General features: G+C 52.9%; 21 protein-coding genes. 17 read left to right on the forward strand and 4 right to left on the reverse strand.

Going from position 1 to position 24,675, the window contains the following annotated elements; translation table 11 throughout:
* The first annotated feature begins 298 nt into the window (after positions 1 to 298).
* From purE to AC0YN3_RS25950, 4 genes are read left to right on the forward strand one after another with little or no spacing between them, the layout of a single operon-like run.
* Positions 299 to 784 carry a 5-(carboxyamino)imidazole ribonucleotide mutase gene (gene purE, locus AC0YN3_RS25935; RefSeq protein ID WP_183565763.1) on the forward strand — a complete coding sequence of 162 codons (486 nt, stop codon included), beginning with the start codon at positions 299 to 301 and terminating at the stop codon, positions 782 to 784.
* Positions 781 to 1,953 (forward strand): 5-(carboxyamino)imidazole ribonucleotide synthase, encoded by a 1,173-nt coding sequence (purK, locus tag AC0YN3_RS25940; RefSeq protein ID WP_475777817.1) that lies wholly within the window; start codon positions 781 to 783, stop codon positions 1,951 to 1,953. Before purE ends, purK begins: the two co-directional genes overlap by 4 nt.
* A gap of 7 nt (positions 1,954 to 1,960) precedes the next feature.
* Positions 1,961 to 3,256 carry an adenylosuccinate lyase gene (gene purB, locus AC0YN3_RS25945; protein WP_475777818.1) on the forward strand — a complete coding sequence of 432 codons (1,296 nt, stop codon included), beginning with the start codon at positions 1,961 to 1,963 and terminating at the stop codon, positions 3,254 to 3,256.
* Between the two features lie 15 nt (positions 3,257 to 3,271).
* Entirely contained in the window at positions 3,272 to 4,168 is an 897-nt protein-coding gene (locus AC0YN3_RS25950) for a phosphoribosylaminoimidazolesuccinocarboxamide synthase (RefSeq protein ID WP_475777819.1), read from the forward strand.
* Positions 4,169 to 4,300: 132 nt separating this feature from the next.
* Here the strand turns inward: AC0YN3_RS25950 and AC0YN3_RS25955 are convergent, their stop codons facing one another.
* Positions 4,301 to 4,573, reverse strand: coding sequence for a hypothetical protein (locus AC0YN3_RS25955; RefSeq protein WP_475777820.1), 273 nt, complete (start codon positions 4,571 to 4,573; stop codon positions 4,301 to 4,303).
* A 77-nt stretch (positions 4,574 to 4,650) separates the two neighbouring features.
* Between AC0YN3_RS25955 and purS the strand changes: the two genes are divergently transcribed.
* The 13 genes from purS (at position 4,651) to AC0YN3_RS26020 (ending at position 20,819) form a co-directional block, all read left to right on the forward strand.
* Positions 4,651 to 4,896: a phosphoribosylformylglycinamidine synthase subunit PurS gene (purS, locus tag AC0YN3_RS25960; RefSeq protein WP_175598164.1), complete on the forward strand. Its 246-nt coding sequence runs from the start codon at positions 4,651 to 4,653 to the stop codon at positions 4,894 to 4,896.
* A gap of 4 nt (positions 4,897 to 4,900) precedes the next feature.
* Positions 4,901 to 5,596, forward strand: coding sequence for a phosphoribosylformylglycinamidine synthase subunit PurQ (gene purQ / locus AC0YN3_RS25965; protein ID WP_183565748.1), 696 nt, complete (start codon positions 4,901 to 4,903; stop codon positions 5,594 to 5,596).
* The gene (gene purL / locus AC0YN3_RS25970) at positions 5,574 to 7,820 is read left to right on the forward strand and encodes a phosphoribosylformylglycinamidine synthase subunit PurL (RefSeq protein WP_475777821.1); all 2,247 of its coding nucleotides are present in this window, start codon (positions 5,574 to 5,576) and stop codon (positions 7,818 to 7,820) included. Before purQ ends, purL begins: the two co-directional genes overlap by 23 nt.
* Positions 7,802 to 9,286, forward strand: a complete 1,485-nt coding sequence (gene purF, locus AC0YN3_RS25975; RefSeq protein WP_183565741.1) for an amidophosphoribosyltransferase — start codon at positions 7,802 to 7,804, stop codon at positions 9,284 to 9,286. Before purL ends, purF begins: the two co-directional genes overlap by 19 nt.
* Before the next feature lie 64 nt (positions 9,287 to 9,350).
* Positions 9,351 to 10,394, forward strand: a complete 1,044-nt coding sequence (gene purM, locus AC0YN3_RS25980) for a phosphoribosylformylglycinamidine cyclo-ligase (protein ID WP_475777822.1) — start codon at positions 9,351 to 9,353, stop codon at positions 10,392 to 10,394.
* On the forward strand, positions 10,394 to 11,008 hold the full coding sequence (gene purN, locus AC0YN3_RS25985) for a phosphoribosylglycinamide formyltransferase (RefSeq protein ID WP_475777823.1): 615 nt from the start codon (positions 10,394 to 10,396) through the stop codon (positions 11,006 to 11,008). Before purM ends, purN begins: the two co-directional genes overlap by 1 nt.
* 364 nt (positions 11,009 to 11,372) lie before the next feature.
* The gene (gene purH / locus AC0YN3_RS25990) at positions 11,373 to 12,920 is read left to right on the forward strand and encodes a bifunctional phosphoribosylaminoimidazolecarboxamide formyltransferase/IMP cyclohydrolase (protein WP_475777824.1); all 1,548 of its coding nucleotides are present in this window, start codon (positions 11,373 to 11,375) and stop codon (positions 12,918 to 12,920) included.
* A gap of 292 nt (positions 12,921 to 13,212) precedes the next feature.
* Positions 13,213 to 14,478: a phosphoribosylamine--glycine ligase gene (purD, locus tag AC0YN3_RS25995; protein WP_475777825.1), complete on the forward strand. Its 1,266-nt coding sequence runs from the start codon at positions 13,213 to 13,215 to the stop codon at positions 14,476 to 14,478.
* A gap of 241 nt (positions 14,479 to 14,719) precedes the next feature.
* Positions 14,720 to 15,889, forward strand: a complete 1,170-nt coding sequence (locus AC0YN3_RS26000; protein WP_475777826.1) for a polysaccharide deacetylase family protein — start codon at positions 14,720 to 14,722, stop codon at positions 15,887 to 15,889.
* A gap of 31 nt (positions 15,890 to 15,920) precedes the next feature.
* A complete protein-coding gene (locus tag AC0YN3_RS26005; RefSeq protein WP_475777827.1) occupies positions 15,921 to 17,366 on the forward strand; it encodes an FG-GAP repeat domain-containing protein in 1,446 nt (481 codons plus the stop codon).
* Between the two features lie 25 nt (positions 17,367 to 17,391).
* The gene (locus AC0YN3_RS26010; protein ID WP_475777828.1) at positions 17,392 to 18,258 is read left to right on the forward strand and encodes a response regulator transcription factor; all 867 of its coding nucleotides are present in this window, start codon (positions 17,392 to 17,394) and stop codon (positions 18,256 to 18,258) included.
* Complete coding sequence (locus AC0YN3_RS26015) at positions 18,255 to 19,649, forward strand: sensor histidine kinase (RefSeq protein ID WP_475777829.1); 1,395 nt, start codon at positions 18,255 to 18,257, stop codon at positions 19,647 to 19,649. The genes AC0YN3_RS26010 and AC0YN3_RS26015 overlap by 4 nt, the downstream gene beginning before the upstream one ends.
* Before the next feature lie 348 nt (positions 19,650 to 19,997).
* A complete protein-coding gene (locus tag AC0YN3_RS26020) occupies positions 19,998 to 20,819 on the forward strand; it encodes an alpha/beta hydrolase (protein WP_475777830.1) in 822 nt (273 codons plus the stop codon).
* 45 nt (positions 20,820 to 20,864) lie between these two features.
* On the opposite strand, the gene AC0YN3_RS26025 is transcribed toward AC0YN3_RS26020, so the two are convergent.
* The 3 genes from AC0YN3_RS26025 to AC0YN3_RS26035 are packed head-to-tail and all read right to left on the reverse strand — an operon-like array spanning position 20,865 to position 24,614.
* Positions 20,865 to 22,025, reverse strand: coding sequence for a Ger(x)C family spore germination protein (locus AC0YN3_RS26025; RefSeq protein ID WP_475777831.1), 1,161 nt, complete (start codon positions 22,023 to 22,025; stop codon positions 20,865 to 20,867).
* The gene (locus AC0YN3_RS26030) at positions 22,022 to 23,521 is read right to left on the reverse strand and encodes a spore germination protein (protein WP_475777832.1); all 1,500 of its coding nucleotides are present in this window, start codon (positions 23,519 to 23,521) and stop codon (positions 22,022 to 22,024) included. The genes AC0YN3_RS26025 and AC0YN3_RS26030 overlap by 4 nt, the downstream gene beginning before the upstream one ends.
* Positions 23,505 to 24,614, reverse strand: a complete 1,110-nt coding sequence (locus AC0YN3_RS26035) for an endospore germination permease (protein ID WP_475777833.1) — start codon at positions 24,612 to 24,614, stop codon at positions 23,505 to 23,507. The genes AC0YN3_RS26030 and AC0YN3_RS26035 overlap by 17 nt, the downstream gene beginning before the upstream one ends.
* Between the last annotated feature and the right edge of the window lie 61 nt (positions 24,615 to 24,675).

A 24,675-nucleotide genomic window follows, 5' to 3' on the forward strand; every position in this document is an offset into this window, starting at 1 on the left:
GCAGCTTGGATCGTCATCATTAAAGTGAAGCATGATTGATCGCGGGTTCGCTCGAATGCCGGTCGTTCCTTACGCTTCCGCTCAAGTCCTGCGGCACTCCCATTAAAATGGTTGCTGACGGGCTATTTCTGTTTTTGAAATATTAGGAAAGTATATCCATAGGCTGTACATTCTCTATATTTCCCGGAATGAAACGCGCCGTGCAGCCAAAAGACGGCGATGGCCGTTTCTTCTTACAGCTTTGAGTATTAGAAGCTTTATGAAATATAATCCTATTAATGAAAGTGGGTTTGATCGCATGTCTGCGAAGGTGGGCGTCATCATGGGCAGCAAATCGGATTGGGACACAATGAAGTTAGCCTGCGACGTTCTGGAGGAATTGCAAATTCCTTATGAGAAAAAGGTCGTTTCGGCGCATCGTACGCCGGATTTGATGTTTGAATACGCGGAAACTGCGGTAGAGCGCGGGCTTAAGGTGATTATTGCCGGAGCCGGTGGAGCTGCGCATTTGCCCGGCATGGTCGCTGCAAAGACGATTTTGCCGGTTATTGGCGTTCCCGTTAAGTCTTCGAACTTGAGCGGGCTGGATTCCTTGCTCTCTATCGTACAAATGCCGGGCGGCATTCCGGTTGCTACAGTAGCGATAGGCAATGCGGGCGGCACGAATGCCGGCCTTCTGGCGGCGCAGATGCTCGGGGCGTTCGATCCTGAGGTGCAAGCACGCGTTATGGCGCGTCGCGAGCGCGTGAAGCAGGAAGTGCTTGAAAGCAGTGAGACGCTATGAGCAGCGCGGACAAGCAGCACGTGAAGACGCTGCTGCCGGGAAGCACGATCGGGATTCTGGGCGGCGGCCAGCTTGGCCGGATGATGGCGAACGCGGGCAGCGCGATGGGCTACAGATTCATCGCGCTCGATCCCGTTCTGGACAGTCCGGCAGGCCAAGTCTCCGAGCAGATCGTTGCGGCTTATGATGATCGCGAAGCGGCAAGAGAGCTTGCGAAGCGTTCAGACGTTATTACGTACGAATTCGAGAATGTCGATGCCGAAGTAGCGAAGATGCTGATGGATGAATCGTATGTGCCTCAAGGAAGCGAGCTGCTTTATACGACGCAGCATCGTCTTCGGGAGAAGCGCGCGATCGAAGCAGCAGGCGTCAAGGTGGCTCCATACCGCGAGATTAGCAGCGTGGACGAGCTCCGTGAGGGAGTCCGGGCTTTCGGAACGCCTTGCGTTTTGAAGACGGCTATGGGCGGTTACGACGGTAAAGGTCAATGGGTCATTCGCGGCATGGATGAGATTGATGAAGCGTATGAGACGCTTGCCCGCGCTAAGGTCCAGCTCGTGCTGGAGCAATTCATCCGCTTCGACAAGGAAATTTCGGTTATAGCGGCGAGAAGTCCGCAGGGAGAGATCAAAACCTTTCCGGCAGCGGAGAACATACACGTCGATAATATATTGCATTTGTCTATCGTTCCCGCAAGAATCAGCGAGGAGCTGCAGCGCGAGGCGGAGCAGCTGGCAACCCGCATAGCGGAAGGCCTCGGCGCAGTCGGGCTTATCGCAGTCGAGCTGTTTGTGACGGCTGACGGGGAGCTGTTCGTGAATGAGCTTGCCCCAAGGCCGCATAACAGCGGGCATTACACGATGGAAGCTTGCCGGACATCACAATTCGAGCAGCATGTACGCGCTGTTTGCAACCTGCCGCTTGGGGATACGACGCTCATGAGCCCGGTGGTGATGGTCAATGTGCTCGGGCAGCATGTCGAGCCGCTGCTTGCGCTTACGGCTCGCCGCGATGAGTCGGCCGAGCGGTTGAAGGTAGCGCCTAAGGTGCACTTGTACGGGAAGAAAGACGCGGTTGTGAAACGCAAAATGGGACATGTCAACGTGCTGGCCGATAATATTGACGCTGCACTTAGCTGGATTGAAGCTACAACTATTTGGAAGGTGTGAATCATTCATGTTAGAGCGTTACAGCAGACCGGAAATGAGAGCGATTTGGACAGAAGAAAACAAATTTAGAGCATGGCTGGAGGTTGAGCTTTGCGCATGCGAGGCTTGGTCCGAGCTAGGCGTTATTCCGAAGGAAGACGTTGTCGCGCTCCGCGCGTCCGCTGACTTCGACATTGATCGCATTTACGAAATCGAGCAGGACACTCGCCATGACGTCATCGCGTTTACGCGCGCGGTATCCGAGAAAGCAGGTCCGGAAGGCAAATGGGTTCACTACGGCCTGACTTCCACAGACGTTGTCGATACGGCTATCGGTTACCTTCTGCTGCAAGCCAATGCGATTCTCGTGAAAGATACTGAGCGTTTCATTGAAATTCTGAAAGACAAAGCACTTCAATATAAAGATACGCCGATGATGGGCCGCACGCATGGCGTTCATGCGCAGCCAACAACTTTCGGTCTCAAAATGGCATTATGGTACGAGGAAATGAAACGCAATCTGGAGCGTTTCCACCATGCGGCTAACAACGTGCAGTTCGGCAAAATGTCCGGCGCCGTCGGCACGTTCGCTGACATCGATCCTTTCGTGGAAGAGTTCGTCTGCAACAAGCTTGGCATTACGGCTGCTCCAATCTCGACTCAAACCTTGCAGCGTGACCGTCATGCTGAATACATGGCAACACTTGCGCTGGTCGCTTCGTCGCTCGATAAATTCGCAACCGAGATTCGCGCTTTGCAGAAGAGCGAATTCCGCGAAGTCGAAGAGCCGTTCGCAAAGGGTCAAAAGGGTTCATCCGCAATGCCTCACAAACGCAACCCGATCGGCTGCGAGAACATCTCCGGCTTGTCTCGCGTCATTCGCGGGCATATGGTTACGGCTTACGAGAACATCGCGCTTTGGCATGAACGCGATATTAGCCATTCTTCGGTTGAACGGATTATTTTGCCGGATGCGACGATGCTGCTGAACTACATGCTGAACCGCCTTGGCAACATCATCAACAACCTGCAGGTCTTCCCGGAGAACATGAAGCGCAACATGCAAGCAACGTACGGCGTGCCTTTCTCGGGCCGCGTGTTGACGAAGCTGATCGACAAAGGCTTCAGCCGCGAGAAAGCATATGATACGGTACAGCCGCGCGCGATGCAAGCATGGGAAACACAACGCCAGTTCCGCGATATTATCGGCGAGACCGAGGAAATTACAAGCGTGCTGTCCACGGAAGAGATCGACGATTGCTTCAACCCGGCTTGGCATTTGAAGCATGTGGATACGATTTTCACGCGTTTGGGATTGATCTAAAGGGAGGCTGGCCTGATGAGCGCAACATCGCAAGCATTATCGACGGCTGTCGATTATATAAAAGCTCCGCTTATTTACAAAGGCAAGGTTCGCGAGCTTTACAATCTCGGTGAGCATTTCCTAATCGTCGTAACGGACCGCATTTCGGCCTTCGATTACGTGCTCGACCCGGCCGTTCCGGACAAAGGCAATGTGCTTAACCGCCTATCGGCGTATTGGTTCGAGCAAACGGCTGATATCCAAGTGAACCATGTCGTTCATACCGACGTGGAGAAGCTTGGGGCACTCGTTACGGAACCTGAGCTGCTCAAAAACCGTATAATGGTTACCCGCAAAGCGGAACGCATCGATATCGAGTGCGTCGTGCGCGGCTACATCACGGGCGGGGGCTGGAGACAGTATCAGCAAACGTCTGCAATTAATGGTATAGCCCTTACTGAGGGGCTTCGCAAAAACGAACGTTTCCCGGCGCCGATCTTTACGCCGGCGGCGAAAAACGACGTTGGCCATGACGAGGACATTCCGTTCGAGAAGATGGCCGAAATGGTCGGTTCCGAGCTTGCAGAAGAGCTTCGCGACCGCAGTATCAAGCTGTACGAGTTCGCTCACGGCTACTGCGCCGAGCATGGCATCATCCTCGCGGATTGCAAGTTCGAATTCGGGCTGATCGACGGTAAAGTCGTGCTGATCGACGAAATCTTCACGCCGGATTCCTCGCGCTTCTGGGCGGAAGGCAATTATTCGCTCGACATCGAGATCGACAGCATGGACAAAGAGCCGGTGCGCACGTACCTGCTCGGCTCCGATTGGGACCGCGACAGCAAGCCGGCACCGTTGCCGGACGAGGTCGTAGCGGAAACAACAGCTCGCTACCGCGACATTTACCGCCGTTTGACTGGCGTGGAGCTATAGGACGTTTTGGGTTAAACTAACGATAATTATGTTCGTTACCGCACAACCTTCTGCCTGCAGCGGTTTGCAGCGCATATCACAACGTCGGGCGCAAGCGACGACGCTGACATAGGGGCGCGGAAGCGCATGCCTTTAGGCAGGCAGCCAGCGAGAGCGCTGCTGCACCCCATACAAAGGCAGCCTGAGCGTAAGCGCAGGGCTGCACCAATCAATAGTGGCCAGCGACAGCGCGGCCACCACCATTGCTTCACCGACCACACTCGCAAAGGTTTTTAGATTAAAATGTGGGAGCTCGGAGAGCGGGAAGTTGTTGCCGGAGAGCGACAGCGATCGCTTTTTGAAGACCGGGAAATAACCGTTAAGCGGTGCAATCAGATTTCCCGGCTTCAATAGCGGCGTAGGCAATAACTCCCGCGCCCGAGCGGCCATCACATTTTGTCGAATAAACCTGCCGCGAAAAAAACCCACATTTTCAGGAGGCTATTATGAAGGCAACCGTCTACGTCACCATCAAGCAAAACGTTTTGGATCCACAAGGAACCGCTGTACAAGGCGCGCTTCACACACTGGGCTTCTCCGAAGTCGAAAAAGTACGCATCGGCAAATATTTGGAGCTTGAGCTAGATACGACTGACCGCGCTGAAGCGGAAGTACGCATCAAAGCGATGTGCGAAAAGCTGTTCGCGAACACGGTTGTAGAAGATTTCCGTTTTGAACTGGAGGGTTAAGACGATGAAGTTTGCGGTACTCGTATTTCCTGGCTCCAACTGTGACATCGATTGCTACAAAGCCGTCGAAGACACCATCGGCCAGTCGGTTGACTATGTATGGCATACAGCTACGGACTTGTCCGCGTATGATGCAATTCTAGTGCCGGGCGGCTTCTCCTACGGCGACTACCTGCGCTGCGGCGCGATCGCGCAATTCGCTGCTGTCATGGGCGAAGTGCAAAAAGCGGCCGAAGCAGGCAAGTTTATTTTGGGCATTTGCAACGGGTTCCAAATTTTGACGGAAGCAGGCCTTCTGCCAGGCGCCTTGATCCGCAACAACGGACTGAAATTCCGCTGCCATCAAGCACCTCTTGAAGTGGTAAACAGCAGCACGGCATTCACGAACCAATACTCGCAAGGCGAGATTATTAATATTCCGATCGCCCACGGCGAAGGCAACTACTATTGCGACGACGCAACGCTTGCCGAGCTCAAAGCGAACGACCAAATCGTGTTCCGCTACGCAGGCGACACGAACCCGAACGGTTCCGTTGAGAACATCGCGGGAATCAGCAACAAAGCAGGAAACGTAGTAGGAATGATGCCTCACCCGGAGCGTGCGATTGATCAATTGCTCGGCTCGGAAGACGGCAAACGGATGTTTACATCGATTTTGAATGCATGGAGGGAACAACATGGCGCAGCAGTTAACAGCTAAGGAACCGACAGCGGAGCAAATTGCCGAGCAAAAGATTTACAGCCAGTTTGGCGTATCCGATTATGAGTTCGAGCTGATTTGCGGCTTTCTGGGCCGTCAGCCCAACTACACGGAGATTGGCGTATTCAGCGTCATGTGGTCAGAGCATTGCTCTTACAAAAACTCCAAGCCGATTCTCAAAAAGTTCCCGATCACGGGACCTCGCGTACTGATGGGACCGGGCGAAGGCGCGGGCATCGTCGACATCGGCGACAACCAAGCGGTCGTATTCAAAATCGAATCGCATAACCATCCATCTGCCGTTGAGCCTTACCAAGGCGCTGCGACAGGCGTTGGCGGCATTATCCGCGACATTTTTTCCATGGGAGCTCGTCCAATCGCATTGCTGAACAGCTTGCGCTTCGGACGCCTAGAGAATGAGCGCGTTAAATATTTGTTCGAGCATGTCGTTAGCGGCATTGCAGGCTACGGCAACTGTATCGGGATTCCGACGGTTGCGGGCGAAGTGATGTTCGACGAGAGCTACGAGGGCAATCCGCTCGTTAACGCAATGTGCGTTGGCCTAATCGATCATGATAAAATCCAGCGCGGCGTGGCTAAAGGGGTAGGCAACCCGGTGTTCTACGTAGGTCCTGCTACTGGCCGCGACGGCATCCACGGTGCTACGTTCGCATCGGTCGAGCTGTCCGAAGAGTCCGAAGAGAAGCGTACGGCGGTACAAGTCGGCGATCCGTTCATGGAGAAGCTGGTTATGGAAGCTACGCTTGAGCTGATCGATTCCGGCATCGTGCTCGGCATTCAAGATATGGGAGCAGCAGGTCTGACTTGCTCCAGCGCAGAGATGGCTTCCAAAGCGGGTAACGGCCTTGAGCTTTACCTTGACGAGGTTCCTCAGCGCGAAACAGGCATGACGCCTTATGAAATGATGCTTTCCGAGTCGCAGGAGCGTATGCTTTTCGTCGTAGAGCCTCAGCATGAAGCGCAAGCGAAAGAAATTTTCGAACGTTGGGGCATTATTTGCGCCAAAGTAGGTAAAGTAACGGATGACGGACGTCTTCGTTTGTTCCACCAAGGCCAAGAGGTTGCCGATATGCCGGTTAAAGCGCTCGTTGACGAGTGCCCTGTATACGACAAGCCTTCAAAAGAGCCAGCTTACTACAGCGAAAATGCTGCGGTAGACACTTCGGCTTACGAAGAAGTAACCGACCTTACCGGCGCGCTGGAGAAGGTTCTTGCTTCCCCAACCGTTGCGAGCAAAGAGTGGGTTTACAATCAATATGACTACATGGTTCGCACGTCGACAGCCGTTCAACCGGGCTCCGATGCGGCAGTTGTGACGATTCGCGGTACGCGCAAGGCGCTTGCGATGACGACAGACTGCAACGGACGTTACGTATATCTGGATCCAGAAGTCGGCGGACGCATTGCCGTTGCCGAAGCAGCCCGCAACATCGTTTGCTCGGGCGCTGAGCCGCTTGCCGTTACGGATAACCTGAACTTCGGCAACCCGGAGAAGCCGGAAGTATTCTGGCAGCTTGAGAAATCGGCTGACGGCATGTCCGAGGCTTGCGTTATCTTGAACACGCCGGTCATCGGCGGCAACGTGAGCTTGTACAACGAGAACGCCAAGGGAGCGATCTTCCCGACGCCGGTAATCGGCATGGTCGGCCTCGTGCATGACATTGACCACATTACGACGCAAGGCTTCAAAGCAGAAGGCGACGTCATTATTCTCGTAGGCGAGACGAAAGCGGAGCTTGGCGGAAGCGAGCTGCAATACGTCCTGCAAGGCGGAGCCGCTGGCCGTCCTCCAGAAATCGATCTGGCAACGGAGAAAAAAGTTTTGGATGCCGTGCTTGGCGCGATCCAAGGCGGTCTAGTCGCTTCGGCTCATGACTTGTCCGAAGGCGGAATCGCCGTAGCTGTAGCGGAATCTTGCATCAGCGGCCGCCTTGGCGCGGAAGTCGCTTTGGCATCCGAGCTGCGCGCGGATCACCTGTTGTTCAGCGAATCGCAATCCCGTATCCTTCTTTCGGCTAAGCCGGAGAACGCTGCGGCATTGCAAGCGAAGCTAACGGAGCAAGGCGTTGTTCACACTCAAATCGGTACAGTTAAAGGCAGCAGCCTGACCATAAGCGTAAACGGAAAAGCCGGCATTCAGGCGCCGGTAACACAACTGGAGAAGGTCTGGAAGGATGCGATTCCATGTCTGATGAGCAAATAAGACAGGAGCCTTTGTTATGGACGGGCGACCATTATAACGAAGGCATTGGCCGTGACGATATTTTTGACAAATTGCGTGAAGAATGTGGCGTCTTCGGGGTATTTAATCTCCCTGAAGCGTCCAACCTATCCTATTACGGGCTCCATGCGCTTCAGCACCGCGGCGAGGAAAGCGCGGGAATCTGTACCGTTGATACGAAAAACGGCAACAAGTTCGCTTATCACCGCGGCATGGGTCTTGTTAAAGAAGTATTCAACAAGGACAATTTGGATATTCTTGCAGGCGACCGCTCCATCGGCCATGTCCGTTACTCGACTGCGGGAGAGAGCAAGCTTGCCAATGCGCAGCCGCTTATATTCCGTTACCGTGACGGCGACCTAGCGGTTGCGACGAACGGCAATATCGTGAATGCGCCGGAAATTCGCAAAGAACTGGAGATGTCGGGTTCGATATTCCAAACGTCGAGCGACACGGAAGTCATTGCCCATCTCATCGCCCGTTCCTCGAAGGATTTCGAGACGGCGGCTAAGGAAGCTTTGCAGCGCATTGTCGGCGGATTCGCATTCCTGATCATGACGAATGACAAGCTGCTCGTCGCGTCTGATCCGCATGGCTTGCGTCCGCTCGTGATGGGCCGTATCGGCGATGGCTACGTGTTCTCATCGGAGTCATGTGCTTTCGAAACGATTGGTGCAGTGTATGAGCGTGACGTTCAGCCAGGCGAGCTTCTGATTCTGGATGCGGACGGGATGCGGGAAACGCGTTATGCCGAGGTTGAGCGCCGTGCGACGTGTGCGATGGAGTACATTTATTTTGCCCGCCCGGATAGCGATATTAATGGCATTAATATTCATATGGCGCGCAAACGGATGGGTCGCCAGCTGGCTTCGGAATCTTTTGTCGATGCGGATATCGTAACGGGCGTGCCCGATTCGAGTATTTCGGCGGCGATCGGCTATGCGGAGCAGACCGGCATTCCTTACGAGCTTGGCCTCATCAAAAACAAATATACCGGCCGGACGTTCATCCAGCCTTCCCAAGAGCTTCGCGAGAAGGGTGTCAAGATGAAGCTGTCAGCCGTTCGCAAAGTGGTGGAAGGCAAACGGGTCGTTATGATCGATGATTCGATCGTGCGCGGAACGACATCGCTCCGTATCGTAAACCTGCTTCGCGAAGCAGGCGCGACCGAGGTGCATGTGCGCATTACCTCGCCTCCTTTCAAAAACCCTTGCTACTACGGCATCGATACGCCGGACCGCAAGGAGCTTATCGCTTCTTACCGTACGGTAGAGGAGATTCGCAAGCAGATCAACGCGGATTCATTATCCTTTTTGAGTGATCAGGGCTTTGTAGATTCAGTTGGCGGCAATGACGGAGCATACAACCGCGGCATGTGCCTTGCTTGCTTTGACAATGACTACCCAACGCCGGTCAACGAAGAATCGGACAAGAGCTGCAGCTGTTAATCGCATAAATGTTTAACCCCATGGAGTGTTTGTGCTCCTAAATTAGTTAAGGAGTTGACCGAGAGTGTCAGAAGCGTACAAAAAAGCCGGCGTCGATATCGCGGCAGGCAACGAAGCGGTAGAACGGATGAAAAAGCACGTAAAGCGGACGTACCGTCCCGAGGTGCTGGCAGAGCTAGGCGGCTTCGGCGGTCTGTTCAGCCTGAACAAGGACAAGTATGATGAGCCTGTGCTTGTGTCCGGAACGGATGGCGTCGGAACGAAGCTGAAGCTTGCTTTTGCCATGGACAAGCATGACACGATCGGCATTGATGCCGTTGCCATGTGCGTGAACGATATTATCGTACAAGGCGCGGAGCCTTTGTTCTTCCTGGATTATCTGGCATGCGACAAAGTCGTGCCTGAGAAAATCGAAGCGATCGTCAAAGGAATCGCGGAAGGCTGCGTGCAAGCGGGCTGTTCCCTGATTGGCGGCGAGACGGCTGAAATGCCAGGCATGTATCAAGGCGGAGAATATGATATCGCGGGCTTTACCGTCGGTATCGTAGACAAGAAAAAAATGATCGACGGCTCGACGATCGCTGCCGGCGATGCGGTAATCGGCTTCGCTTCAAGCGGCATTCACAGCAACGGCTTCTCGCTTGTTCGCCGTTTGCTCCTAGAGGATGCAGGCTACAAGCTGGATCAAGAGCTGGCAGAGCTTGGCGGCGCTAAGCTTGGCGACGTACTGATCGAACCAACCCGCATCTATGTGAAATCGGCGCTTAAGCTGGTGGAGCAGGTAGAAGTGAAAGGCATGGCGCATATTACGGGCGGCGGCTTTATCGAGAACATTCCGCGGGTATTGCCGGATGGCGTGAACGTGGACGTGGAATACGGCTCATGGCCGATTCTGCCGATCTTCGACCTGATGCAATCAAAAGGCAGCATTACGAATCGTGACATGTTCACGACTTTTAATATGGGAATCGGCTTGGTTGTCGTTGTGCCGGCTGATCAAGCCAGCGATGCTCTTCGCATTGCGGCTGAGCTTGGCGAGCAGGCTTACCGTATCGGAACGGTTACGGAAGGCAGCCGCATCGTGACATTTACGGGAGCGGAAGTATAATGGGAGCACTTCGCATCGCTGTTTTCGCTTCGGGACAAGGCACCAACTTCCAAGCGATCATAGATGCGGTGCAGAATGGGAAGCTCGATGTAACCATCGAGCTTCTTGTTTGTGACAAGCCTGCCGCTCCCGTAGTGGAGCGCGCACGGAAAGCCGGCGTGGACACGTTCCTGTTCACGCCAAAGGAATATCCGTCTCGCGAGGCGTACGAGTCGGAGATTATCGCCGAGCTCGAGCGGCGCGGCATCGAGTTGATCGTGCTGGCGGGCTATATGCGCATTATCACGTCGGTACTCGTTGAGCCGTTCTACGGGCGGATGATTAACATCCATCCGGCGCTGCTGCCGGCATTCCCCGGCGTGAACGCCACCCAGCAGGCGCTCGCATACGGCGTTAAGCTGACGGGCGTCACCGTCCACTATGTGGACGGGGGCATGGACAGCGGGCCGATTATCGCGCAGCGTGTGGTTGAGGTGGCGGACGAGGATACGGAAGACTCGCTCGCCGTGCGCATTCATGCAGCGGAGCAGGCGCTGCTGCCGAGCGTGATCCAGCAGATCGCGCAGGGGCGCGTGACGTTGGATGGACGGCATGTACGGGTGAGCAACCCATAGATTTATGAAGGTAAACAGAAAGGGCTGGAAATCGAATTCAGCCTTCTTATATGCGTAGAACAGAAGCGGTGGCTCTGCCGGCGTTAGTAAGCTATAACAGTTAAGCAGAGACGGTGAGTTCAGTCGGCGATTGCAGGCTAAAACAGCTGAACGGAAACAGCGGGCTCTTACGCCGATAGCAAGCTAAGAAAGCTGAACGGAGACAGTGAGCTCTGTCGGCATTTGAAAGCTAAACGGTTGAATACGCAGTGAACTGTATCGGCGATAGCAAGCTAAGACAGCTGAGCGGATATTGTAAGCTGCCTGCGGACGTTTTATTTTAAGGGAAGCAATGGGTTGGTCAAATAGATGAGGAGGTATTTGCGTGGCAATTCGTAGAGCGTTAATCAGTGTTTCCGATAAAACGGGAATCGTGGAGTTTTCCAGAGAGTTGGCAAGCCAAGGCGTGCAAATTATTTCGACGGGCGGTACGTTCAGCCTGCTTCAGAAGGAAGGCATTCCGGTTATCGGCATTTCCGATGTAACGGGCTTTCCTGAGGTTTTGGACGGGCGCGTCAAAACGCTTCACCCTGCGGTACATAGCGGTTTGCTTGCGGTACGCGACAATGTAGAGCATCAGAATACGATGAAGGAGCTTGGCCTGGATTATATCGACCTTGTTGTCGTTAATTTGTATCCGTTCAAGGAAACGATCGCGAAGCCTGACGTTTCCTATGAAGACGCGATCGAAAACATCGATATCGGCGGACCGACTATGCTCCGCTCAGCTGCCAAAAACCATGCATTCGTAACGGTTGTGGTTGACACTGCCGATTACGGCACGGTTATTGAAGAGCTGAAGGCGCAAGGCGATACGACGCTTGAGACACGTAAACGTTTGACTGCCAAAGTATTCCGCCATACGGCTGCTTATGATTCCCTTATCTCTGATTACTTGACTAAGCAAGTGGGCGAGTCATTGCCAGAGACATATACGGTTACGTATGAGAAGGTTCAGGATCTGCGCTACGGCGAGAACCCGCACCAGAAGGCTGCATTCTACAGCAAGCCGCTTGCAGCTGCTGGCAATGTCACAACCGCTGAACAATTGCACGGCAAAGAGCTATCCTACAACAATATCAGCGACGCGAACGCATCGCTTGCGATCCTGAAAGAGTTCGACGAGCCGGCTGTCGTTGCGGTTAAGCATATGAATCCATGCGGCGTAGGCATCGGCGCAACGATCCATGAGGCCTATCAAAAAGCTTACGCGGCGGACCCTACTTCAATCTTCGGCGGTATCGTAGCGGCTAACCGGACGATCGGCGCGGACACAGCCGAGCTGCTGGGCGGCATTTTCCTTGAAATCATTATCGCTCCTGACTTTACGCCGGAGGCGCTTGAGATTCTAACGAAGAAGAAAAATATCCGTTTGATGAAGCTTGGCGAGCTATCCGCTGCAGGCGAGCGCAAGTCTGATTGGGTCGTGACTTCGGTTGACGGCGGGATGCTCGTGCAAGAGAGCGACGTTCACAGCGTAACGGAAGCGGATCTGCAGTTCGTAACAGACCGCAAGCCGACGGCTGAAGAGCTGAAGCAGCTGCTGTTCGGATGGAAGGTCGTTAAGCATGTGAAATCGAACGCGATTCTGCTTGCGAAGGATGATATGACGATCGGCGTTGGCGCTGGCCAGATGAACCGCGTAGGCGCAGCGCGCATTGCGATTGAGCAAGCGGGCGAAGCGGCTAAGGGCGCGGCACTTGCTTCGGATGCTTTCTTCCCAATGGGCGATACGGTAGAGCTGGCTGCGAAAGCAGGCATTACTGCGATCATTCAGCCAGGCGGCTCGATCAAGGACGAAGAGTCCATCGCTGCGGCTAACGCCAACAACATTGCAATGGTATTCACAAGCGTACGTCACTTCAAGCACTAAAACTTGCACCTTCATAGGCAGCCGCGCGTTAACGACAGAGAGCTGGCGAAGCGGGCGGCTGCCGCTGGTTTAACCGATACGAATGATAAGGCTCTATTGAATCCGCTTTTTTCTCCGCGAAACGGGCCAATGGCGCGAGAAGCGGCAGCAGCCGTTTACTCTTGACGTATAGGAAAGGATATGAGTTTGCTCAGCTTTTCTCTATACGTTTCGTCGAAACGATGGCGTCAATAAAAGGACGCCGTCAGGCGTTTCTTGTTCATACTATATAGTCAATTAGGAGGTTACGTTAATGCGTATTTTGGTAGTTGGCGGCGGTGGACGCGAGCATGCGATCGTCTGGGCGCTTAAGAAAAGCGAGAAGGTCAAGGAAGTTTTCTGCGCACCTGGCAATGCCGGTATTGCGCAGCTTGCCGAGATCGTTCCCATTGCTGTAAACGAATTCGATGAGTTGATTCGTTTCGCAAAGGATGCCGCGATCGATTTGGTGTTTGTAGGTCCGGATGATCCGCTGGCAGACGGTATCGTAGATGCATTCGAGGCGGCAGGCATCGTTGCTTACGGTCCGCGCAAAAATGCTGCTGAAATCGAAGGCAGCAAAATCTTTATGAAAAACCTGCTGAAGAAGTACAATATTCCGACTGCGAAGTACGAAACGTTCACGGATTACGAGACAGCCTCCGCTTATTTGCGCGAGCAAGCTGCACCGATCGTCATTAAGGCCGATGGCCTTGCTGCAGGTAAAGGCGTGACGGTAGCAGCAACGCTTGAAGAAGCCGAGAAAGCGCTGCGCGAGATGATGGTGGACAAGGTGTTCGGCCAAGCCGGTACGCAAATCGTAATCGAGGAGTGTCTCGTTGGGCAGGAGATGTCGATCCTTGCTTTCGTAGACGGCGAGACGGTTCGCGCCATGGTGCCTGCTCAGGATCATAAGCCGATCTTTGACGGCGACAAGGGACCAAATACAGGCGGGATGGGTACTTACACGCCGCTTCCCCATATCGACCCGGCGATTATCGAAGAGTCGATTCAAAATATTATCATCCCAACGGCCAAAGCGATGGTCAGCGAAGGCCGTCCATTCCGCGGCGTTTTGTTCGCAGGCCTTATGATTACGCCGGACGGCCCGAAAACGATTGAGTTCAACGCGCGTATGGGTGACCCTGAGACGCAGGTCGTACTGCCTCGTCTGCAAACGGATCTGATTGACATCGTTCTGGCTTCGATTAACGGCAATTTGGATCAGCTGGACATTCAGTGGAGCGACGAAGCGGCGGTTTGCGTAGTTGTCGCATCGGAAGGCTATCCTGCTTCATATCCGAAAGGCCGCGTCATTACGGGGCTAGCTGAAGCGGAAGCACAGGGCGCACTTGTGTTCCATGCCGGAACAGCCGACAAAGACGGACAATTCGTAACAAACGGCGGCCGCGTGCTTGGAATCGTCGGCCGGGGCCGCGACATTGCCGAGGCCCGTGCCCGCGCGTACGAAGCGGTTAGCGTCATTGATTTCGAAGGAAAACAGAGCAGAACCGATATTGCGGCGAAAGCGCTGGTATAAGCAAGGTTAGCCTGTAATTAGCATGTTATTTTATATCGCAAATTAATAGAAAGCCTATGCGGTTTGCCGTTCCTCTGGAACGCAGGACACATAGGCTTTTTTCCATTTCCGTTCTCTCGCCAAGCTTGCATCATTCGCTAACTGTGTCATTTTCGCTCGAAAGGTGTTACTAATTTGTAACTCTATCGATTTGTGGCAGGGGTACAATGAATCTATCAGCGAGGAATAGAAGGTGAGAGAAATGAAAAAAGCAAGACGGCAAGCTCTAAACGTGGTAGCAATGCTACTTCTGACAGCGGTTATGATAGGAGTCAGCGGGTGCTCGGCTGGATCGTCATTCAGCCTATCCGCACTTTTGTCCGGAGACAAGCAGCCGCAGGTAACCGCTAGCGCCGAGCAGGGACCGCAGACGGGTAGCGGCTCCGATGGTGATGGAGATACGGTTATCGTTGGGAATGCAGGCGGAGTGGACGGGACGGTCGAGCACGGAAATTTGCCTGGGCATACACAAACTCCGAAGCCTGACGCTCAGCCTAGTGATGAAGCAACGGAGAAGCCCTCAAGCACAGTGACAGAATCACCTGAACCGCAAGCAACGGCAACGCCGAAACCGGAAACAACGCCGCAGCCTGAGGAAACAAGCACAGAGCAGCCAATCGTCACGGGGACGGATCATCCAGCATCGACGCCTACGAGCAAGCCGGGTGCGACAGCGACGCCGGAGGCGGGCAGCGTTGATCCTAAGCCTGATTCGCCGGCAACAAGCAAGCCGGATACCTCGGCGGAGGATCAGCTGGATAAGCCTGATCAGCATACGCCTGCCATTAAGCCGGGTAAAGGCGAGAAGTTTATTGCTTTGACGTTTGACGATGGCCCCGATCAGCGTTATACGAATGATATTTTGGATATCCTGAAGGAAAAGGGCGTAAAGGCGACTTTTTTTGTCGTTGGCCAGCAGGTGAAAAAGAATCCCGAGGTGCTGCAGCGCATCGCGGAAGAAGGGCATTCCATTGGCAATCATACGTACAATCATAAAGATTTATCGAAGCTGAGCAAGCAGCAGATTATCGAAGAAATCAAAACGTCGGACGCGGCGATCAAGAAAGCGGTCGGCTATACGCCGGTTATGGTACGCGCACCTTACGGTGCCGTGTCGGATACGCTTAAAGTGCTGCTTAAAGCAAACAACCGGGATTTAATCGGTTGGAATATTGATACAAGGGACTGGGCAGGTACATCCGTAGCGGATATGAGCAAAATGATTAAAAAAGAAGCTAAGCCTAATGGTATAATATTAATGCACTCTTTTGGTAGCAAAAATATTAAAAATACGGTCCAGGCGCTGCCCGGCATTATTGACGATTTAGTAGAAATGGGCTATACGTTAGTGACCGCCGATCAGATGATTTAGCATAGGTACATGGCACGAGGAGGCTGTAAAGTTGGATAACGCAAGTTATACGAATGCCAAGCCTAGAAGCAGGTCGTTCATGCGGCAGAGCCTATTGTTCAGCGGCATCGCATTGCTTCTATGCTTGGCTACAGGCTGTCGTTATACGGCCGCGCCTGCGGATCTTCTGCAGAAGCCAGCTATCGCGCCGGAGAAACAGGCGATTATACAAGCGATTGAGAAAAGCCTGCCTGCATACAGCAAGCTTACGCTTCCGCTCAGAGAGGACCATATGGAAGCGATCCGTCTGATCGACGTGGATGGGGACGGCACGGAAGAGGCAATCGTTTCTTATTACAATGAATACAGCTCACCGGAGTTAATGGTGTTTAAATATGCTTCTGCGACATGGAAGCCGTGGGTGCTCGTTCAGCAGCCGCTGGCGAGGGTCATCGACTGGCTGAAGATCGAGGATCTCGACAAAGATGGCCGAATGGAAATTATGATCGGCTGGATCGGGGCATTCGACAGTCCTAATGTGCTTGAGATTTATTCGTTTAGCACAAAGCCGGAACGCAACGAAAATGGTCAATTGACGCTGAAACCGGTAGAGACCTTGCCCTACTCCTATGGGGATACGGGTGATATCAACGGGGATGGCCGGCTGGAGCTTGCGATTATTTCCGAGATTGGGACCAATCAGGAAATGGCCATGCCGGAATTCCATCTGACGCTCTACAATTGGCGAAACGGAGGCGCGCAAGAGCTATATTCCGAAAACCTGTATAACGACGTTAATAACTATGATCGATTATTAATCGGACGAATATCGGCTGACTACAGCGGCATCATACTGGAAGCTTCGACTGGAGCGCACAGCACCTATACGACGATGTACGCATGGGATCGGAATAAGCTGAAGCTCGTATATCCGTCACGCTACGGCATGCTGGAAGGCTTGAACGGTACGCCTACAATGAGCAAGGATATTAACGGCGATGGCATTCTGGAGCTGCCTTGGGCGAAGGAGGCACCCGGCTACAGCGATCTGTCCTACGCCGAATCAAAGTGGTTGAACGAATGGGTACAGTGGGATGGGAAAGCGGATTTCGAGAAAATCACGGAAGAATTTACCGATTACCGCTATGGCATCCAGCTTCGAATTCCGAAGTCTTGGACGGGACGATATACGCTCCACGGAACGGATGAGCCATATGCCGTTGTTACAATCGACTATTGGAATGAATCCCTGGATCTAACCTCCGCTCTGGCGACGCTTTATGCCGTACCGCAGAAGAAATGGGATAATGTCGAATCGGCATGGAAGCTGCAAGGGAAGCCCTATCGTCAGCTCATGACAGATAGCGGCAACGTATTTGCGGTTTCTTTCGTCAAGGAGGCTCCGCTTGAGTGGGAAGCAAAAGAGCGGCAGTCATTCAGCGAGATGTCGGAGGTAGAAGCTGCCTTTTCTTCATCTCTAGCCATTCGGAACGATTAAGAAAGAAAAGCGGGTGCGTTACACTATGCGTATATTATTGTTGGAGGACGAGGAGTCCATCCGCGGCTTCGTCCGCATTAATCTTAAGCGCAACGACATGGAAGTCATTGAAGCGGAGACGGGTGAAGAAGCGCTTGCGCTTGCTGCAAGCGAAGGACAGATCGATATTGCGCTGCTTGACGTTATGCTTCCGACCATTAGCGGCTTTGAGGTATGCGAGCAGCTTCGCGCCTTGTATCCTCGGATGGGCATCATTATGCTCACGGCGAAATCGCAGGAGGAGGACAAAATTCACGGGCTGGAGTTGGGTGCAGACGATTACGTACAGAAGCCCTTCAGTCCTGGCGAGCTCATAGCCAGAATCAAATCGCTGTACCGGCGCATGAAGCCGCACCTTCCTGAACCGGAGGTTCACGCAGCTCCGGAGCAAGTCCAGCTAACGGATCAAGGAGCAGCCACGGAGCTAGGCACGGGCTACCGTCATACGGAAGCGGTAACTGGGTTGACCGTATCCGGATCGAACGGATCGCAAAGCATGCAGCCGCCTGCCCAGGCGCCGAGTCCTTATATGAACGTTCATCAAGAGCTTGTCGTGCTCCCGTTCCGCCTTTCAGTCGCGGAGAGGAAGCTCTGGAAACAGCATAAAGAAATTATACTTACCCCTACGGAATGGACGCTGGTCAGACTGCTCATGGAGCGCGTCGGAGAGAGCGTCAGCCGCGATCATATCTTGACAGAGGTGTGGGGGAGATATTACGTCGGCGATCTGAAGGTCGTTGACGTAAACATACGTAGAATACGCCAGAAAATCGAGAAAAACCCCTCCGATCCCGCCTTTATTGAGACGGTATGGGGCTATGGCTACCGATGGAAGCGGGGCAACGACGAATGAAAAGCGTACAAACGCGAATGGTATGGAGCTATTTGCTGCTGATCGTGCTTGTCGTCAGCGTGCTCGGGGGCGGGTTCGCCGCCTTGATGTGGAATTACTATTACGGCAGCGCCCAGAGCTCCGTCAAGCAACGCGCAGAATCAGCCCTTTCCCTTCACAGCCGCTCGTTGTCTTCCCTCACGGTGAAGGACCAAGGCGATTATATGCTGCAATATATGGTGGAAAGCGGCACGAGATTGCAGCTTCTGGATAGCACGGGTCAAATCCGCATCGACTCGGATGGTTTTGCGCCTGATATCCGCTATACGACCGCCGATGTAAAAACGGCAATTGCGGGCGCAACGGGAAGCTGGCGCGGCATAGATCCCTATTATGGCGAACGGGTCATGTCTGTGACCATCCCGCTCTGGAATGAGACCCGCGTCGTGTCCATGCTTCGGTATTCGGCCTCGTTGGGTCAGGTCGATGCGATGGTCAGCCTGCTCATCCGAATGGCATCAGCGGTAGGGATAGGCGTTATCCTGCTCTTTCTTGGTCTTAGCCTCATACTTGCCCAGCGCATAGTGAAGCCCATTCGGGAGCTTACCAGGGCTGCGCGCTATATGGCGGAGGGAGACTGGACGCGCCGAGCGATTCAGCGCAATGACGATGAAATTGGGCAGCTTGCCGAAACCTTTAACGCAATGGTCATAGAGCTGAGCAAGCGGGAGAAGCTGAAGGATGATTTCATATCGTCCATATCCCATGAGCTGCGCACGCCGCTCACTTCCATTAAGGGCTGGAGCGAAACGCTCAAAGAAAGCGAGCCGACCGAGGATGACGAAGAGGTAAAGCTCGGCTTGTCGATTATAAGCAAGGAAACGGAACGCTTATCGGGGCTGGTTGAGGATTTGCTCGATTTCTCGAAGCTTTCCGCACGGACGATGGAGCTGCATAAAGAGGTGCTTGATTTCAACGGCCCGGTGAAGGAAACCGTGAACCAGCTGGCCGTTCGGGAGGAGCATACGCGAGTCAGAATATTGGCTACCTATGACAAGGGACCAATCGTCGTTAAGGGAGATGCCAACCGGTTGAAGCAGGTTATTATCAATCTCATTGATAATGCGCTTAAGTTTACGCCTGCGGGCGGAACGATTCGTGTGGTTACGAGAGCGGAGCACGAGGCAGCCATCCTTATGGTATCGGATTCCGGCTGCGGAATCGAAGCCGAGGACCTGCCGCATGTTACGGAGAAGTTTTACAAAGCGAGCACGGGTCAAGGCGGCTCGGGACTTGGACTTGCCATCTGCAAGGAAATTATTGAGCTCCACGGCGGTCAGCTTACGATCGACAGCGAGCGTGGAGCCGGAACCATAGTGACGATACGAGTACCGCTCATGCATGAGGAATAGCCGCGTTCCTCAGCCTGCTGCGTTATCCGTATCGTCATTCTTTGTAAAAGAGCAGCTTGCGGTTCGCAATAACATAAGCGATCGCAATAATAATACCGAGCGTTAACGCGACGGACAGCCAATGGTCTTTCAGCCACGCAATCCATAAGGGCATAGTTTTGCACCTCCAAAACATGATATAATGCCAAACATATGCATAGTATGTCCCATTTCGCAGCATCGTAAGTGATGCCGCTATATTTTAAAGCCGAGATTGACAGGGATAGAGCATGGATGCTATTATGGTTTTAAATAAATCAAAGTAATCGGGTAGGAATTATTATGTATAAGGATTGGGAGGTTGGCCGGATGGAAAAGCACTTGACGCTGAGACATAACGAGCTTGAGCTTGCGGCAACGCTGCATTACCCCACTGACGGAAACAAAACGGAATCTGAGAAACGACAAGCAATTATCATATGCCATGGATTTATTGGCTCACGCATAGGCGTGGATCGGTTGTTTGTGAAAACGGCTCGCGCCCTGGCAGCGCAAGGCTCCTACGTTCTACGCTTTGATTACGGCGGCTGCGGAGAGAGCAACGGCGACTATGGTTCGCTTGGCTTTGACTCCATGGTTGACCAGACCAGAAGCGCAATCGATTATTTGGCCAGCATGGAATGCGTTGACCCGCGCAGAATTGTATTGCTCGGACACAGCCTCGGAGGTGCGGTTGCGATCATGACGGCAGTCAAGGATAAGCGCGCCAAGCGCCTTGTGCTTTGGTCGCCGGTCGCATACCCATTCAATGATATCGTGCGGATCGTCGGACGCAGCAGCTATGATGATGCGGTTACGGCAGGCAGCTCGGATTATCAAGGCTATACGCTGCAGCCCGTATTCTTCGAATCGCTGCTTCAGCATCAGCCGTTCCAAGCGGCTACGAGGTTCGGAGGAGAGGTATTGCTCGTACACGGAACGAGCGATGAGCTTATTCCCGTCGATTATAGCTTCCTGTACCAGAAGGTGTTCTGGACTCGCAGTGACGGAATATGCGACAAGGAAATTATTTTTCAAGCGAATCATACGTATTCCGCCCGCAATCATCAGGAGGAAGCGATCCGCGTAACCTCGGATTGGCTGAGCGGCCTGGATAAGCAGCAGGAAGAATGGCATCACTGGAGCATATGACAAGTTGCAAAAGAGGCAAGCTCAGCATGCAGGAGCTTGCCTCTTTTATTTGACCTGCCGTTTGAATTTGCCGTTATAGATAATATTTACTTTCACGTTCAGTTCTTCAATGGAGTTGGCGTGGATAACGAGCTCTTTGCCGTCGTTCGATAGCTTCTTCCATAGTTTGGGGTGCTTTAAGCGCAGCTTATGGCCGAGCTCAAAGGGGTCGACACCTATTTTCAAGCCTTCTTTGTAGGTGTCCATAATCTGCTTTTTAATCGTATCCTCGGCAATATGGGTCATCTCAGCATAGGGCATCTCCGCGAGGTATTCAAACATACCGCCTACATAGCTAACCTTAATACGGAATCGAACGTCTTCTCCTCGCACGAGCGGGGAAATTTTGATTTTGGGTCGCAGGATGAGAAGCTGGCCATACACGGTCCCATCCTTCTTGATGATGAGCGGGGCGCTTTCCATGCTTGGCACGAGCCAGTGGTAGCCTTCCAGCTTGGCACGGGATATAAATCCTTTGATCTGGTTGCCATATTCAAAAAAAGCGCCGTTAATCATGAGCATCGGCTTGCCTACCTGACTCTCATGCCACTGTGTGCCGTTCAAGCTGAGGCTTGGCAAATAGGCCGTGGCGGACGGCTCGTTGAAGCTGGCGATATATTTGAAAAACAGCATAGGCGGATAGGTTGAATTCTGCTCATAGTTGCTCTGCGGATCATGCATGATCGAAGCCAGCGGCGACAGCTTGAAGAAGGGCGTTGCCGCCAGCAGCTTTTCAAGCGGAGAGCGGGTACCGTATATCCACGCATTATAGCGGATTTCCGGATAGCGGTTGATCATCTCCGCAAGGCTGTCTCCCTTAGCTTTGAGTGCGCGTTCCGTCAAAATAATGGATGATACATGCCCCCATGAGAGCTTGAATTGCGCCGTTTTGAACAGATCTGTGATTGCGGAGACTAACGATTCGCCTCTGCCTTTTCCAATCCAAACGACGGCCTGCTCATTTGCTTTGCCGCCTGCCTCCGTCTTGGCGATGTTAGAGAAATCGAGCAGCTGTATGTAGACGTTGAATTGATTATCCACGAAATCAATGCCCATCGCTTTGACATAGCTGACGCTTTGGATTTCGGTAGCGCTCCAGCAGCCGGGCAAGGTGAGAAGGGCAGCCAAAGCGCCAAGCATGCCAAGAAGTCGGAACCTTCTCGTCATGGTTCGTTCCCATCCTTTCTAGGCTTCTGCGTATGCAAATAATCAGGTCTGCGTTTGTTCATTCTAAAAGGCAGCTTCAGTATAGAAACGGCAAGCTGCTTCATGTTTAGCGGAGCGGCGGGAGCGAGATAGGGAACGCCATAGGATTGTATCGTCGTTAAATAGATGACAAACAGGATGAAAGAAAGAATAAACCCGTACATCCCGAGTATCGATGACATAAAAAAAGAACCGAACCGAAGCAAGATCGTCGTGCTGCTGAGCACCTGATTGACGAGCGTGGAGCCAGATACGACGGTAATCGCCGTCACGACGATCATAAGAGGGGATATCATGCCTGCCCGGATAGCCGCATCGCCGATAATTAAGCCTCCAACGACGGTCAAGGTCTGGCCGATGGAGCTGGGCAGCCTCACGCCGGCTTCGCGGAACAGCTCCATCAAGCACATGATGAAAAACATTTCCAGCGGCGATTCCATTGGCAGTCCGTGCCGCCCCGATGAAATCGTGGCAAGCAGCGGGAATGGTACTTGATCCGTGTGAAAGGTAGTGAGGGCGATATACAACCCGGGCAGAAAAATAGTCGTAAGTAAACCCACGAACCTAAGAATACGCCCCATGTTAGCGGACATGGCGGGAAAATAGGCATCCTCGGGCGATTTCATGAGCAGGAATAAATTCACGGGTGCAATGATACAGGTTGGGTTGCCGTCGACCAGAATAACGAAGCGGCCATTCAATAGGCAATCGGCTGCAAAATCAGGCCTTCCCGTGTAGTCGTTAGGCGGGAACAAAGTGAACAGCGACGGATCGAGCATTTCCTCGAGCTCACCGATGGAAACAAGCTTCTCAACGTTGATTGCGTTAAGCCTGTGGGTGATATAGGTGATCAATTCGGGATCAGCGATATCTTCGATATAGAGCAATGCCGTTTTGGTAAGCGTTCTGGAACCGATAACGAAATATTGGCATGCAAGCATATCCGTGCGAAGCCTTCTTCGAATGAGCGAGACGTTAACGGCAACCTGCTCGACAAAGCCATCCTTCGGTCCGCGGATCGATACCTCCGTAGATGATTCGTTTGGCTCGCGGTTCGGGAAGTTCTCGATATTTATGGTCCATAACGATTGCAGCGATGGCACGCAGAAGATAAGATGCCCTTCGAATACATAGGATGCAAGCGTCTTGCGGTCTAGTGCTTGATGCGCCAAGTCATGGGAATGCCACTGCAGCTTGGCGCTGCGCTGCATATCCTCGCGCCTGAGGAAACGGGTCTGCTCGTATAGCTCGCCAAGCTCAGGCATGATGATATCGTTAATGGTTTTGGTATCCGTCATCCCAATGCAATAAATGAATACGGCTTGAACGGAGGCAGGAGCCGTTCCGTACATCTGGGTGTTGATCATTACGTCGTTGGAGGACGCAAACCAGGTGCGAAGCTTGTGCTCATCTAAATAGATCGGCTTTTCGGTAGATTCATTATTGTTCGGGGTCACGGATCGTCTTCTCCTTTCGTGAGCTTTGGAGCAGCAGCGTGAATGCTAGAAAGAAGGTCAGTGCCGCCACATACACAGCAATCACAGGGAAATAAACGCGGGTCAAAAACGCGAGCGTATCTTGGTCGCGCCAAGGATAGAACGCGATGATTGCAATCAATAGAGAGAAAATCGCTAGCGAAAGCATCCGCTTTCTAGGTTTACGAATGTTAAGCATATCGGTCATTAAATAAAGAGAGATGGCGATTCTGGCAAAGGAGCCGCAGAGCCATTGATAAATCGATAGAAAATCGACATGCTGCAGCAGCTTGCCGATATTGACGATCTTCCACTGCTCAAAGGCGGTATGCCTTTGCTTAGCGGCTTCGAGCGGACCGAATTCCGTGATGGCGCCGATCGTGGGACCAATGACCATGCCTAACATAAACAAGGCGAGCAGCATGAGATGCCACCAGCGCATTTTACTGCGAAGCTGGTGCTGGAACAGAAGCAGCACCCACAGCTCCATGAGTCCTGCCAATGCAAAAAACATGCCGTTAATGGACGGTTGAGGGCCATGTTCAAGTATGGGGAACAGCAGGCTGTAATCTTTGTACTTCGTATTGGCTATGGACACGAAATAGCCCAGCAGAATGACTAGCGGAAGCAGAATGCTCGATGTCATGGCAATCGTTCGCAGCCCGGCGTAAGCGGCAAGCATGGATACAACCACCGCAGTAACAATAACGACGGAAAAAGGCGTCTGCTGCATATAGGTGGCGATTGTCCAGGCTGACGTATCGTGCAGCGTATAGGCAGCAGAGACAAACAGGAGCAGCACCGCCGATAACCGAAAGATCCAAGACGGTACGATGCCGAATTGTCTCTCCAGCCAATCCGGAAGGCGTTCGCCATGGAGCTGCTTCAATATGCCGAACAAGATAAGCACCCACAGCAAAAAAAACGGTGCGGCGCAAATTACCGATAGCCAGGAATCGCGCTTGGCTACGCCAAGAATAAGCGGGATAGACATGACATGGGACACGAGGCCCGCGCTTAGCAATAAGATCGAGAAGGATAACCAAATGCTTATGAGTCCGTTTCTCCTGTTCATAGCAGCACCCTCTTTCTGGCAGGAGGTATCGTTACCATGTGCAATTTATGGGTTTTCTAAT

Source organism: Paenibacillus sp. J22R232 (assembly GCF_056269165.1).

Excerpts from the sequence above, each read along its gene's own strand:
- AC0YN3_RS26020 (WP_475777830.1), top strand. The coding sequence starts at position 19,998 with ATGGAAAAGCACTTGACGCTGAGACATAACGAGCTTGAGCTTGCGGCA.
- purF (WP_183565741.1), top strand. The coding sequence starts at position 7,802 with ATGTCTGATGAGCAAATAAGACAGGAGCCTTTGTTATGGACGGGCGAC.
- purL (WP_475777821.1), top strand. The coding sequence starts at position 5,574 with ATGGCGCAGCAGTTAACAGCTAAGGAACCGACAGCGGAGCAAATTGCC.
- purN (WP_475777823.1), top strand. The coding sequence starts at position 10,394 with ATGGGAGCACTTCGCATCGCTGTTTTCGCTTCGGGACAAGGCACCAAC.
- purE (WP_183565763.1), top strand. The coding sequence starts at position 299 with ATGTCTGCGAAGGTGGGCGTCATCATGGGCAGCAAATCGGATTGGGAC.
- AC0YN3_RS26015 (WP_475777829.1), top strand. The coding sequence starts at position 18,255 with ATGAAAAGCGTACAAACGCGAATGGTATGGAGCTATTTGCTGCTGATC.
- AC0YN3_RS25950 (WP_475777819.1), top strand. The coding sequence starts at position 3,272 with ATGAGCGCAACATCGCAAGCATTATCGACGGCTGTCGATTATATAAAA.
- AC0YN3_RS26035 (WP_475777833.1), bottom strand. The coding sequence starts at position 24,614 with ATGAACAGGAGAAACGGACTCATAAGCATTTGGTTATCCTTCTCGATC.
- AC0YN3_RS26000 (WP_475777826.1), top strand. The coding sequence starts at position 14,720 with ATGAAAAAAGCAAGACGGCAAGCTCTAAACGTGGTAGCAATGCTACTT.
- AC0YN3_RS26025 (WP_475777831.1), bottom strand. The coding sequence starts at position 22,025 with ATGACGAGAAGGTTCCGACTTCTTGGCATGCTTGGCGCTTTGGCTGCC.
- purD (WP_475777825.1), top strand. The coding sequence starts at position 13,213 with ATGCGTATTTTGGTAGTTGGCGGCGGTGGACGCGAGCATGCGATCGTC.
- purQ (WP_183565748.1), top strand. The coding sequence starts at position 4,901 with ATGAAGTTTGCGGTACTCGTATTTCCTGGCTCCAACTGTGACATCGAT.
- AC0YN3_RS26010 (WP_475777828.1), top strand. The coding sequence starts at position 17,392 with ATGCGTATATTATTGTTGGAGGACGAGGAGTCCATCCGCGGCTTCGTC.
- purK (WP_475777817.1), top strand. The coding sequence starts at position 781 with ATGAGCAGCGCGGACAAGCAGCACGTGAAGACGCTGCTGCCGGGAAGC.
- purB (WP_475777818.1), top strand. The coding sequence starts at position 1,961 with ATGTTAGAGCGTTACAGCAGACCGGAAATGAGAGCGATTTGGACAGAA.